The sequence below is a fragment of the Burkholderia sp. LMG 13014 genome, from assembly GCF_905232215.1.
GTDB lineage: Bacteria > Pseudomonadota > Gammaproteobacteria > Burkholderiales > Burkholderiaceae > Burkholderia.
On record NZ_CAJNKE010000165.1, the window covers coordinates 1 to 11,196 of the forward strand.

12 protein-coding genes and 1 pseudogene are annotated in these 11,196 nt (G+C 62.1%); 6 read left to right on the plus strand and 7 right to left on the minus strand.

The annotated features are described in order from the left end of the window. Both JYJ84_RS17685 and JYJ84_RS17690 read left to right on the plus strand, forming a co-directional pair. Positions 1-422 (plus strand): cytochrome c (locus tag JYJ84_RS17685; RefSeq protein WP_205189329.1); only part of this gene is annotated, 422 nt, incomplete at its 5' end. 33 nt (positions 423-455) lie between these two features. Further along, positions 456-935 (plus strand): GNAT family N-acetyltransferase, encoded by a 480-nt coding sequence (locus JYJ84_RS17690; RefSeq protein ID WP_174956519.1) that lies wholly within the window; start codon positions 456-458, stop codon positions 933-935. A 92-nt stretch (positions 936-1,027) separates the two neighbouring features. Here JYJ84_RS17690 and JYJ84_RS17695 read toward each other — a convergent pair whose 3' ends face one another. Genes JYJ84_RS17695 through JYJ84_RS17705 form a run of 3 tightly spaced genes read right to left on the minus strand, consistent with a single transcriptional unit; the run spans position 1,028 to position 4,016 of the window. Continuing rightward, positions 1,028-2,299: a Zn-dependent hydrolase gene (locus JYJ84_RS17695; RefSeq protein WP_175223654.1), complete on the minus strand. Its 1,272-nt coding sequence runs from the start codon at positions 2,297-2,299 to the stop codon at positions 1,028-1,030. Next, complete coding sequence (locus JYJ84_RS17700) at positions 2,292-2,816, minus strand: L-2-amino-thiazoline-4-carboxylic acid hydrolase (protein ID WP_175223653.1); 525 nt, start codon at positions 2,814-2,816, stop codon at positions 2,292-2,294. Before JYJ84_RS17700 ends, JYJ84_RS17695 begins: the two co-directional genes overlap by 8 nt. Before the next feature lie 33 nt (positions 2,817-2,849). Further along, positions 2,850-4,016: a branched-chain amino acid ABC transporter substrate-binding protein gene (locus JYJ84_RS17705; protein ID WP_175223652.1), complete on the minus strand. Its 1,167-nt coding sequence runs from the start codon at positions 4,014-4,016 to the stop codon at positions 2,850-2,852. 177 nt (positions 4,017-4,193) lie between these two features. Here JYJ84_RS17705 and JYJ84_RS17710 point away from each other — a divergent pair, with 177 nt between their 5' ends. From JYJ84_RS17710 to ahpF, 4 genes are all read left to right on the plus strand, one after another. After that, entirely contained in the window at positions 4,194-5,090 is an 897-nt protein-coding gene (locus JYJ84_RS17710; protein ID WP_089442808.1) for a LysR substrate-binding domain-containing protein, read from the plus strand. Positions 5,091-5,218: 128 nt separating this feature from the next. Continuing rightward, the gene (locus JYJ84_RS17715; protein ID WP_175223651.1) at positions 5,219-5,428 is read left to right on the plus strand and encodes a CopG family transcriptional regulator; all 210 of its coding nucleotides are present in this window, start codon (positions 5,219-5,221) and stop codon (positions 5,426-5,428) included. 274 nt (positions 5,429-5,702) lie between these two features. Next, positions 5,703-6,266, plus strand: coding sequence for an alkyl hydroperoxide reductase subunit C (ahpC, locus tag JYJ84_RS17720; RefSeq protein WP_006488685.1), 564 nt, complete (start codon positions 5,703-5,705; stop codon positions 6,264-6,266). A gap of 125 nt (positions 6,267-6,391) precedes the next feature. After that, the gene (gene ahpF / locus JYJ84_RS17725; protein ID WP_089453242.1) at positions 6,392-7,990 is read left to right on the plus strand and encodes an alkyl hydroperoxide reductase subunit F; all 1,599 of its coding nucleotides are present in this window, start codon (positions 6,392-6,394) and stop codon (positions 7,988-7,990) included. Positions 7,991-8,094: 104 nt separating this feature from the next. Here the strand turns inward: ahpF and JYJ84_RS17730 are convergent, their stop codons facing one another. The 4 genes and pseudogenes from JYJ84_RS17730 to JYJ84_RS37855 form a co-directional block, all read right to left on the minus strand. Further along, complete coding sequence (locus JYJ84_RS17730; RefSeq protein WP_236027250.1) at positions 8,095-8,649, minus strand: DUF4276 family protein; 555 nt, start codon at positions 8,647-8,649, stop codon at positions 8,095-8,097. Between the two features lie 35 nt (positions 8,650-8,684). Further along, positions 8,685-9,872 (minus strand): AAA family ATPase, encoded by a 1,188-nt coding sequence (locus tag JYJ84_RS17735; protein ID WP_175223649.1) that lies wholly within the window; start codon positions 9,870-9,872, stop codon positions 8,685-8,687. A 23-nt stretch (positions 9,873-9,895) separates the two neighbouring features. Further along, positions 9,896-10,165, minus strand: coding sequence for a hypothetical protein (locus tag JYJ84_RS17740; protein WP_175223648.1), 270 nt, complete (start codon positions 10,163-10,165; stop codon positions 9,896-9,898). A gap of 556 nt (positions 10,166-10,721) precedes the next feature. Beyond that, positions 10,722-11,196: pseudogene (locus JYJ84_RS37855) on the minus strand (extensin); the annotation flags it as partial.

Genomic DNA, 11,196 nt, shown 5'->3' on the forward strand with positions numbered 1-11,196 from the left:
TGGTCTGGCTCGGGCCGAAAGCATCGTCGGTGCGCGGCGAGCAATGGCCGTACCAGATCGTGCGCGTCACGATCGAATCGTCGCCGCTCGCGCGCTGGCCGTCGCTTGCCGTCGATGCCGCGCTGCCCGCCGATGATCCGGCACGCGCAGGCCAGCGCCTGTTCGTCACGCAATGCCTCGCGTGTCACCGCCTCGACGGCGCGGGCAGCAGCCATGCCGGCCCCGACTTGAACGCGCCGATGAATCCGGTCGACTACTTCCAGCCTGCCGCGCTGCGCCGCTATATCCGTAATCCGGCGTCGGTGCGCGACTGGCCGGGCCGCAGCATGCCGGCGTTTCCGCCGGACCAGCTGAGCGACCGCGAACTCGACCAGATCGTTGCGTATCTCGCGTATATGGCGCGGCGCAAGGCTGGCCGGTAACGCGCGGCTGAATCGAATATTCAAGGAACGTTGATGAAGTCAGGCGACACGCTGTTCACCATCGCATCGATCGAGGCCTCGCAGACACACCCGCTCCGGGCGACGATCCTGCTGAACGGCGATCTGAACGCGTGCGAACTGGCTGGCGACCATGCGCCGACGACCCTGCACGTCGGCGTACACGACCCGTCGGGCATCGTCGCCGTTGCGTCGCTCTGCGAGGAGGTGCGCGAAGACGATCCTGCGCGACCGGCGTGGCGGCTGCGCGGGATGGCCGTGCACCCTGCCGTTCGCGGCCTGGGCTTCGGGCGCGTGCTGGTGCAGGTCTGCGTGCGGCACGCGGAAGCACACGGGGCCGCGCTCGTGTGGTGCACGGCACGCGAAGTCGCGTACCCGTTTTACGAAAAGCTCGGCTTCGCGGCCGATGGCGCGATGGTGACGATGCCGGGGCGCACCGATACGGCGTTCCATGTGATGCGGCGATATATCGATCGACATTCGCCGGCGGCCTGACGCGAACCGCGCGTTCGCATCGTCAGGCGCAAAACGGCGCGGCCCGGCCCGGAGAACACGCTCCCGCCAGACCGCCGCCATCCAGCCCGGGCTCAGGCTTCCTGCGCGCTCTGCAACACCGCTCGCAACAGCACGTCTGCACCCGCCGCCGCCCACTCGGGCGTAATCGCTTCGGCTTCGTTGTGGCTCAGCCCGTCGACGCATGGCACGAAGATCATCCCCGTCGGCGCGACGCGCGCGACATAGCATGCGTCGTGCCCCGCGCCGGACACGATATCCATGTGCGACAACCCGAGCGCCTGTGCCGCATCACGCACCGTGTCGATGCAACGCGGCGCGAACGGGATCGGCGCATACGTGAAGATCTGCTCGATCTGCGCGCCGAGGCCCGTTTCGTCGGCCACACGCGCCAACTCCGCACGCAGCACCGCGTCGAGTTCGTCGAGCACCGCATCGTCGGGATGACGGAATTCGACCGTGAAGAAGCAGCCGCCCGGCACCGTGTTGCGCGAGTTCGGCCGCGCCTCGATCATCCCGACCGTCGCGCGTGCATACGGCGCGTAACGGCGGCCGAGCACTTCGACGAACGAGATCATCCGCGCGGCGCCGACCAGCGCATCGCGGCGGAATTCCATCGGCGTCGTGCCCGCGTGCGCGTCGACACCCGTGAGCGTCACCTCGTACCAGCGCTGCCCCTGCCCGGCCGTCACGACGCCGATCGTCTTGCCGGCCCGCTCCAGAATCGCGCCCTGTTCGATATGCAGTTCGTACGCCGCATGCACCGGATAGCCACCAACGGGCTCGGCGCCCGCGTAGCCGATCCGCGCCAGTTCCTCGCCGATCGTCCTGCCTGCGCCGTCGGTACGCGACAGCCCGTATTCGAGCGTATAGACACCCGAGAACACGCCGGCCGACACCATCGCCGGCGCGAAGCGCGAGCCTTCCTCGTTGGTCCAGATCACGACGTCGATCGGGCGCTCGGTCTCGATGCCCGCGTCGTTCAGCGCACGCACGACCTCGAGCCCGCCGAGCACGCCGTAGATGCCGTCGTAGCGGCCGCCCGTCGGCTGCGAATCGGCGTGCGAGCCGGTCAAGACCGGCGCGGCGTCGGGGTTGCGGCCCGCGCGGCGCGCGAACACGTTGCCCATCTGGTCCACCCGCACCGTGCAGCCGGCGTCTTGCGCCCATTGCACGAACAGGTCGCGCGATTCGCGATCGAGATCGGTCAGCGCAAGGCGGCAGACGCCGCCCTTCGGCGTCGCGCCGATCTGCGCCATCCGGTCGAGCGACGCCCACAGGCGGTCGCCATCGACGCGTGGCGCGCTCACGCTTGCCACCTTGGCATTCGCGTTGTCGTCACGCATCGCCATTCTCCGTTGCGGCTTGCAGCGCGTAGCGGAAATCGCAGCGCTTGCCGCCCTGCATGATCGTGCTCGTGCGCGTGAGCGCGATGTCCGGCGCATAGCCCTGGATGAAATAGCTGTCGCGCGCGCAGCTCAGCAGGTGGCCGATCTCGCCGAGCCCCATCGCGTGATACATCTCCGCGTAGCTGCAGCGATGCACGTCGTAGTCGTAGTGCGCGTCGTCCGCGCGCCGCACCTCGACGTCGAGCGCATCGTCCTTCTCCCACAGCACCTGCAGCGCGATGAACGACTTCACGCTCGTGCCGTCCGGCTCCTGCGCGGCGAACGTACGGCCGGCGTCGACCGCCGCGCCGCGCACGGCTTCCGCGATCACGGCCTGTGCGCGCTCGGCGCCGAACTCGCGCTTCATGATCTCGTAGATCGGCTTGATGATTTCCGCTTCGATGCGGCGGCGCGCGAGGATCCCGAGGCGCGTGTCCTCGGGTGCGGCGGCGGGTGTCTGGGTCGCTTCGGTCATGGGGATCGTCTTGGTTTTTTAACGCTGTTTCGTTTACTTGGCCGCGGTGCGCGAGCCGCCGAGCACGTCGACGACGGTCCACTTGCCGCCGCGCACCTGATAGATCGTGAAGGCCGGATCCTTCAGGTTGCCTTCGGCATCGAACGCGATCCGCCCCGTCACGCCGGGCCGGTCGATCGCACGCACCGCCGCGACCAGCTTCGCCGGCTGCGTCGTGCCGGCCTTCTGCGCAGCTGCGATCAGCGTGGCGGCCGCGTCGTACGCGAACGGCGCATGCAGTTCGATCGGGGCGTGAAAGCGTGCCTGGTATTGCGTGTCGAACGCCTTGCCGCCCGGCATCCGGTCGAGCGGCAGGCCCGGTTCGAGCGCCGTCACGCCGTCGCCGTCCTTGCCTGCGAGCGACAGGAAAGTCTGGCTCACGAAGCCGCCTGCGCCGAGCAGCGGCGCGTTCACGCCGAGCTGGCGCATCCGGCGCGAGATCGGCGCGGCCTGCGCGTCGAGGCCGCCGAAGAACACGAGATCCGCGCGCTTGCCCTTGATCGCGGTCAGCACGCCGCTGAAGTCGGTCGTCTTGTCGTTCACGTACTGGCGATCGACGATCGCGCCGCCGTTCGCCTGCACACCCTTGATGAACTGCTCGGCCAGCCCCGCGCCGAACGACGTGCGATCGTCGATCACCGCGATGCGCTTCGCCTTCAGCGTCTTCACCGCATACGCGCCGGTGAAATTGCCGCCCGCATCGTCGTGACCCATGATGCGGAAGGCCGTCGCATAGCCCTGCTGCGTGTATTGATGGCCGGTGGACGCCGGCGCGATCTGCGGGATCCCCGCATCGCGATAGACGCGCGACGCCGGCACGCTGCAGCCCGTGTTCCAGTGACCGACAACACCGATTACGTGCTTGTCGACGAGCTGCTGCGCAACCGCGACCGCCGTGCGCGGATCGGACTGGTCGTCGGCCGCAACGAGCTTGTAGACGACCGGCTTGCCGCCGATGGTCGGATGCTTCGCGTTCGCGTCGTCGATCGCGAGTTGCGCGCCGTTCTGCAGGTCCTTGCCGATTCGCGCGGACGGGCCGGTGAGCGGCGCGGCGAGACCGATCAGGATCGTCTGCGGTGCGGATTGCGCGAACGCGGGAACGGAGGCGACCAGGGCGGCCGCCGAGAAGGCGAGGCTGGCGTGGAGGAAAGCGATTTTCATGTGCGGGGATCGGTGAATCGGATCAAAACATGAAAAATATTAAATATTCATCACCCAAACCCCAAATACCCAATTGTTGGATGCTTATGCCGTTCTCGACACATTAATCTACATCACTGTAAATGCTGGATATTTTCATGTTGCCGCTTACCCTGACTTTTCGATAAAATTCGACACATGAAAAATATCGAACAATTGCCGCACGATCCACCGCTGCGCGCGGTGCGTGCGTTCGAAGCTTTCGCGCGTCTCGGGTCGGTCACCGCGGCGGCAGGCGAGCTCGACATCACGCCGTCGGCGGTCAGCCATCAGCTGCAGCTGCTCGAAGCGTTCATCCAGACGCCGCTGACCGTGCGCGAGGGCCGGCTGCTCGCGCTCACCGACGAAGGCCGCGACTACTACCGCTCGATCAGCGCCGCGTTCTCGGTGCTGCGCAGCGCGACGCGCTTCGTGCGCGACCGCTCGTCGCTGCGGCAGATCACCGTCAGCCTGATTCCGCTGCTCGGCATCGGCTGGTTCATTCCACGGCTGCACGCGTTCCTGGCGGACAACACGGACGTCGACGTGACGGTGCTGTATGCGCACCACCGCAACTACCGCAGCGATGCGTCGGACCTGTCGATCCGCTTCGGCACCGGCGACTGGCCCGGCTACCGCTGCGAGCGGCTGCTGCCGGGCGCGATGGTGCCGATGTGCAGCCCGTCGTTCCTGAAGCGCCACGGGCCGTTTCGCACGCCGGCTGATCTCGCGCGCGCGCCGCTCGTGCACGACGAGGATCGCAGCACGTGGGTCAACTGGCTGCAGGGCGCGGGTGTGAAGCATGTGTCGCATGCGGTGGGGCCGATGTTCGAGGACGGCCAGCTCACGCTGAGCGCCGCACGCGCGGATCTCGGCGCGGCGTTGCTGCGCGCGCCACTGGTCGAACGCGAGCTGGCAAATGGTGAGCTCGTGAAGCTGTTCGATCACGCGCTCGACGACGGACGCGATTACTACCTGTGCACGCGCGAGGACGCGGACATGCCGGATGGCGCGAGGCGGCTGGCGGCGTGGTTGAGGAAGATGGCGGGGATTTGAGCGGAGCGGGACGACGTCGCTCCGACAGCCGGCCGAATCGGGAAGCCGCATTCGCATCGGACGTGCCGCGTACATGCACTTGGCCGACCGGATCGCCACGATGGCCGTGTCCCGTCACGGAGGTTGCAATGAACAGAATTCCGGTCGATCTATCAGATGACCAGCATGCGGCGTCGACCCGCATCGCCGCGCACCAGAACAGTTCCTCCGCCGAGATCATCCGGGACGCGATCGACGCCTGCATCGCGCTGCGGAACCGGACACTTGCTGACAATGTGTTCGGCCTCTGGAAGGGGCGCAACGCCGTCGACCAGGAAGACTTGCGCTCGGAGTGGTGAACGCGCGCCCCGAACAACCTTCGGCGCCGCCTCGAGTCGCTCCACCCGCTGCTTTTGACTTTCGATGCAATTCGTCTCGCCGCATCTCCGCCCGGCTACCGCTCGTCCATACACCCACGCGTCAATTACCTCCCCCGCACGCCGCACCCAATCAAGGGCCGGAAGCAGATAGAAATTCTCGATGCCCCGGATTGAAACAAGCAATTTCACAAACTCAGGGTGAACCCGGATACTGGGAACACTTCATCAACACCACTGCAAAGGAACTCGCAAGATGCCGATCATCAACACCCAAATCAAGCCGTTCAAGGCAACCGCTTACCACAATGGCGATTTCGTGCCCGTCTCGGAAGAGAACTTCAAGGGCAAGTGGTCCGTCGTCGTGTTCTACCCGGCCGACTTCACGTTCGTCTGCCCGACCGAGCTGGGCGACCTCGCCGACCGTTACGCGGAATTCCAGAAGCTGGGTGTCGAAATCTACGGCGTGTCGACCGACACGCACTTCACGCACAAGGCCTGGCACGACACGTCGGACACGATCGGCAAGATCAAGTACCCGATGATCGGCGACCCGACGCTCACGCTGTCGCGCAACTTCGACGTGCTGATCGAGGAAGAAGGGATGGCGCTGCGCGGCACGTTCGTGATCAACCCGGAAGGCGAGATCAAGCTGTGCGAAATCCACGACAACGGCATCGGCCGTGACGCAGGCGAACTGCTGCGCAAGGTGCAGGCTGCGCAATACATCGCGGCGCACCCGGGTGAAGTGTGCCCGGCCAAGTGGACGCCGGGCGCGGAAACGCTGACCCCGTCGCTCGACCTGATCGGCAAGATCTGACGATCGCTCCGCGCGCCTCGCACGAGGCGCGCGAGACACACTACGGGCCGCCGCGGCATGCGGCCCGCGCCCTCCTCCGGCACGACGTGCCCGACCACAATCATTAATACGGAATCCGAAACGCCATGCTCGACGCCAATCTCAAGAACCAACTGAAAGCGTACCTCGAAAAGATCACGCGCCCGATCGAACTCGTCGCCTCGCTCGACGACAGCGCGAAATCGCAGGAACTGCTGGCGCTGCTGAACGAGATTGCGTCGCTGACGGATCGCGTGACCGTGACCGAACGCCGCGACGACGCCGAGCGCAAGCCGTCGTTCTCGATCGGCGAGCCCGGCAAGCCGGCCGGCATCCGCTTCGCCGGCATCCCGATGGGCCATGAATTCACGTCGCTCGTGCTCGCGCTGCTGCAGACGGGCGGCCACCCGATCAAGCTCGACGACGACGTCATCGAACAGATCCGCGCGCTCGACGGCGACTACGCGTTCGAGACGTATTTCTCGCTGTCGTGCCAGAACTGCCCGGAAGTCGTGCAGGCGCTGAACGTGATGTCGCTGGTCAACCCGCGCATCCGTCACGTCGCGATCGACGGCGCGCTGTTCCAGGATGAAGTCGAGTCGCGCCAGATCATGGCCGTGCCGACGATGTTCCTGAACGGTGCCTCGTTCGGCCAGGGCCGCAGCAGCGTGAAGGAAATCCTCGCGAAACTCGATACGGGCGCCAGCGCACGTGCCGCGAAGTCGCTCGAAAACAAGCCGGTGTTCGATACGCTGATCGTCGGCGGCGGCCCGGCAGGCGCGGCCGCAGCCATCTACTCGGCGCGCAAGGGCATTGCGACGGGCGTCGTCGCCGAGCGTTTCGGCGGCCAGGTGCTCGACACGATGGCGATCGAGAACTTCGTGTCGGTGCAGGAAACCGAAGGGCCGAAGTTCGCGACCGCGCTCGAACAGCACGTGAAGCAGTACGACGTCGACATCATGGACGTGCAGCGCGCCGATGCGCTGATTCCCGGCGACGTGCACCAGATCCGCCTCGCGAACGGCGCGGTGCTGAAGGCGAAGACGATCGTCCTCGCGACCGGCGCGCGCTGGCGCGAAATCAACGTGCCGGGCGAGCGCGAATACCGCAACCGCGGTGTCGCGTACTGCCCGCACTGCGACGGCCCGCTGTTCAAGGGCAAGCGCGTCGCGGTGGTCGGCGGCGGCAACTCGGGTGTCGAGGCCGCGATCGACCTCGCCGGCATCGTGAAGGCTGTCACGCTGATCGAATACGGCGCGCAACTGCGTGCGGACGAAGTGCTGCAACGCAAGCTGCGCAGCCTGCCGAACGTGACGATCGTCACGCAGGCGCAAACGACCGAGCTGACCGGCGACGGCAGCAAGCTGAACGGGCTCGTCTACAAGGATCTGCGCTCGGGCGACACGCAGCGCATCGATCTCGAAGGCGTGTTCGTGCAGATCGGCCTCGTGCCGAACACCGAATGGCTGAAAGGCACGGTCGAGCTGTCGAAGCACGGCGAGATCGTCGTCGATGCGCGCGGTGCAACGTCGGTGCCGGGCGTGTTCGCGGCCGGTGACGTGACGACGGTACCGTTCAAGCAGATCGTGATCGCGGTCGGTGAAGGCGCGAAGGCATCGCTCGGTGCGTTCGACCACCTGATCCGGCAGGACGTGGCACCGGTTGCCGCCGCGCAGCCGCAGGCCGAGGAAGCGGTCGCCGCGTAACGCGCGTCAGCGCGTCGGCACAACAGTTTGTCTCTCTTGGCCCCGCATGCTTTGGTCGGCGTGCGGGGGCCTTTTTCATGTGCTTCCCGCGCGCACACTTGAAATCACCCTCCCCCTTCATACACATAACCCATTTCGGCAACAATCCTACGAAGTCCGTCAAGAAACACGCAAAAGCTCCTGGATCGATTGTTTTCTCCACGCAAATTAGAAGCCATCAAACGAGCACCAGATAACTTTTGAAATGATGGAATCAAACGACTCAATTCGTTAGAAGGTTTTTGCCAAGAATCCGGATCAGAGAATTTCTTCCTTAACGCAGGAGTATCCATTCGACACCTAGGGAACGCGGCCTCCAAAGCACCCAAATCCCCGATATACCAACTCTCAAGTTCTTGGCACACCAAGCGAATTAAAGTTTCAGGCCGCCCCGCTTCTACACACACCCCCTCAATTCGTCTCTTCAACGCCACACAATCAGCGGAATCATTATCCCGCACAACAACAAATCTTACATCCGGCTCCCGCCACGCCTTAAGTTTTTTTGGGATACTTTTATCAAGATCCGCCTTCCCCTCATGGGGTACACATTGGAAATGCACCTGCACTTCCAATCCTGGAAATAGCCGAGGCAGCAAGTCATCCAGAAGAATCTTCATTGAAGGCTCTTCCAGCAAAAAGATAATACGCCCTTTCACCGATTTACGACCTCAAAAAGACCTTGCTTCCAAAGATACCCAGGAAGATCGCCTGCATCGAACAGCGAGCGCAAGTTTTCCGAATCATCCGCCCTCGATATTGAGGTGAACCCATCAATCTTACGAAGACAATATATTTCATCAAGCGAAAGAGCATTCAGAAAATCAGGCGAATGCGTCGATATAAAAACTTGCCCACCGCGTTGAGCATAGCTTCGAAATTCCTCTGCGAGCTCTGGCAACAGCTCCGGATATAATTGATTTTCCGGCTCCTCTACTGCTAGCAATGGATAAGGCTTCGGGTCATTCAGAAGAATCAAATACGCAAACATCTTAATTGTGCCATCTGATACGTAGCGCGCGATGAATGGATCTTTGAAGCTCCCGTCCTGAAAGCGGAGCACAAGCCGTCCGTCTTCCGTTGGCTTTGCTTCAACTACAGCAACACCAGGAACCCGAAGCTTCATCGCTTCCAAAACTTTATCAAAGCACGATCGATGATGTTCGAAAAGATAGTTTGCAACAAGGGGGAGATTATCTCCTCGTGTAGACAAATGCTCGGCATATCCCTCCTCCTGACTTGGACGTGCATCGGAGACGTGAAAATCAGAGATATGCCAATTTTCAATCATAAGCCTAAATGCACTGGCAGCTTTAAATCGCTCAAACTGCCCAAGCCCCTTTATCGCCAGAATATCCGGAGCATCAAGCTCCTCCTCCTCTCGATTCAATGCCTCATCAGCCTTAGAAAAATCCTCTTCATTTGTAATCGCATAACCCCGACCATACGAAAAATCCAGAAATCTGAAAGGAGCCCCGTAGCTCCCCCGCTTGTAGCGCAATATCTCTCTAGCCACAACAGCGCGCCCAGTTTTATCGGGCTCAATTTTCAAAACATAAGTAACCAAGCGCTCGTGCCCAGTGATCTCCAATCTAAACTGCAATGTTAATTCGATCGGATCCTTTTCACCCCCACGGCTTGCCAACTCTCGGTAGCCCCCTCGCTTCGTCACAGCCTTCGCAACGTTCATTGCCAGCGCATCTTTGAGAAAAGAAAATACATCAAATAGCGTAGACTTCCCCGTCCCATTTGCCCCTACAAGCACACACAAACGTGGAATACGAGAAATTTTCGCATCCTTGAACAATCTAAAATTCTTGATCTCAATTGATTCGATTTGCATTTCTTACCTCAATCTGCCTTTATTCAACCATCACCTTTCGGCGCCTGATCATTTTTCATACCACGGATTTCAGACGACATTCGACCAATTGTTCTTCGCGCGTGCTCGACTACCCGCTTCGGGCAAAAACGACGCCTTGCACTGTCAGGCAAGGCCAAATATGCTTTCCAAGTCGATAAAGCAATCGGAAATGCTTGTCCATTATTGACAATTCTCAGAGCTTCTATCTGCGTCAACCCAGCCCGCTCGATCAATCGTCGCAGTTCGGCGTTGTAATCTGGTACCTGACTCATGGCTCAATCAAGCGCTTGGTGCACATGTGCACCAAGAATAACACAAGGATCCTTCGCCCGAAGCTCGACAATAAACACATGTTGCTTGTAAGCTCGGCGCACCAATTCAGACCACTAGGACGGAGGCCAGGCTTGGAGGATATGGCATGCGCTCACAAGCCCCTGGCAACGTGGCAGTCTTGAATACTTTATAGCCGCCTGTTGAGTCGCAGAAGATCAGAGCGCGCAGACTTATGCTTTCTTGTATTTAAGTGCTGCGCAACATCAAATTCGAGATTGTTTCGTCAATGTTCTCAGCAAGCCGATCGAGATGGCGCATAGTCGTCACGGATATGTGTCGTCATATTTTGACAATCCTCAAGTTAGAAGAAGTCGTGACTCGTCGCAATAGGCCGCCCCCCCTTCTGTCCGCTCTCGGCTGAACTCTCCCTAGTCGGCGTGTGTGCTCTTGTACGCACTGGGGAAACGTACTTTCGGTCAAGCCGTTGCGACGTAAGGTCTCACCATACCGTCGGCGTATTCCAATCGCGATCGCCACGACCAGCCCCTAGGTCACTCATTGATTAGCGGCTCTACCTTTTGAGCTTGACGGCGACTTGAAATTGCTCGACTCCCTGACCAGTTGCTCGGTCATCGCGGCAGCAACCGGATTCGCACCCGACGACGAACTGCCCTGCCGGTTCGAACCGCTGCTCGACGGCATCGACGACATCGACGGCGGCGGCAACGACGGGTCGAGCTTCGCCGACTCCCTCACGAGTGCGGCCGTCTCCGGCGTTTCGGATTTCGTTGCAGCGGGCGCTGCGGCCGCGTGACGTTCGAGGCCGTCGCGTTTGCGCGGCGCGCGTTGCGTGACCTGTGCAGAAGCAGGAGCGGCCTGTTGCACCGGTTTGGCGGCCGGCGGCGGTGCCGTTGGGGTCGAATCCTGCGCCTCGACGGTCACGACGTTGACCTTCGGCGGCGGTGCGCTCGGCTTCGCCTCTGGCTGCGGTTTGTCGCTGACAACCGGCACGGCAGGAGCAGACGCAGGC

Bases quoted from the DNA above. Each gene is read 5' to 3' on its own strand.
- JYJ84_RS17690 (WP_174956519.1), top strand. From the start codon at position 456: ATGAAGTCAGGCGACACGCTGTTCACCATCGCATCGATCGAGGCCTCG.
- JYJ84_RS17695 (WP_175223654.1), bottom strand. From the start codon at position 2,299: ATGCGTGACGACAACGCGAATGCCAAGGTGGCAAGCGTGAGCGCGCCA.
- JYJ84_RS17700 (WP_175223653.1), bottom strand. From the start codon at position 2,816: ATGACCGAAGCGACCCAGACACCCGCCGCCGCACCCGAGGACACGCGC.
- JYJ84_RS17705 (WP_175223652.1), bottom strand. From the start codon at position 4,016: ATGAAAATCGCTTTCCTCCACGCCAGCCTCGCCTTCTCGGCGGCCGCC.
- JYJ84_RS17710 (WP_089442808.1), top strand. From the start codon at position 4,194: ATGAAAAATATCGAACAATTGCCGCACGATCCACCGCTGCGCGCGGTG.
- JYJ84_RS17715 (WP_175223651.1), top strand. From the start codon at position 5,219: ATGAACAGAATTCCGGTCGATCTATCAGATGACCAGCATGCGGCGTCG.
- ahpC (WP_006488685.1), top strand. From the start codon at position 5,703: ATGCCGATCATCAACACCCAAATCAAGCCGTTCAAGGCAACCGCTTAC.
- ahpF (WP_089453242.1), top strand. From the start codon at position 6,392: ATGCTCGACGCCAATCTCAAGAACCAACTGAAAGCGTACCTCGAAAAG.
- JYJ84_RS17730 (WP_236027250.1), bottom strand. From the start codon at position 8,649: ATGAAGATTCTTCTGGATGACTTGCTGCCTCGGCTATTTCCAGGATTG.
- JYJ84_RS17735 (WP_175223649.1), bottom strand. From the start codon at position 9,872: ATGCAAATCGAATCAATTGAGATCAAGAATTTTAGATTGTTCAAGGAT.
- JYJ84_RS17740 (WP_175223648.1), bottom strand. From the start codon at position 10,165: ATGAGTCAGGTACCAGATTACAACGCCGAACTGCGACGATTGATCGAG.